We start from the raw sequence: 201 nt of genomic DNA on the forward strand, positions 1-201 counted from the left end.
TTGCTTTCGTTGCTCAGCGTCACTTTGATGTCCGCGACCGCACCTTCCGCTACATTAATGCCCGCCGCGCCCGCGCTGTTGGTCACGCCCGTGACTGTTGGCGTGCCATCGTTGTCTTGGATCGTGACTGTGCCACTTTCCGCTGCTTGTTGCGTGCTGGTCTTCGCCGTCACCGTGAAGGTTTCATCGCCTTCGAAGATG

1 protein-coding gene is annotated in these 201 nt (G+C 58.7%); it reads right to left on the bottom strand.

What is annotated here, in order from left to right; all coding sequences use genetic code 11:
• The coding region (locus AB4513_RS24420; protein ID WP_372193458.1) for a hypothetical protein at window positions 1-201 on the bottom strand (201 nt) is incomplete at both ends.

Origin of the sequence: Vibrio sp. 10N.222.54.E6, assembly GCF_041473955.1 — a bacterium.
Taxonomy (GTDB): domain Bacteria; phylum Pseudomonadota; class Gammaproteobacteria; order Enterobacterales; family Vibrionaceae; genus Vibrio; species Vibrio tasmaniensis_A.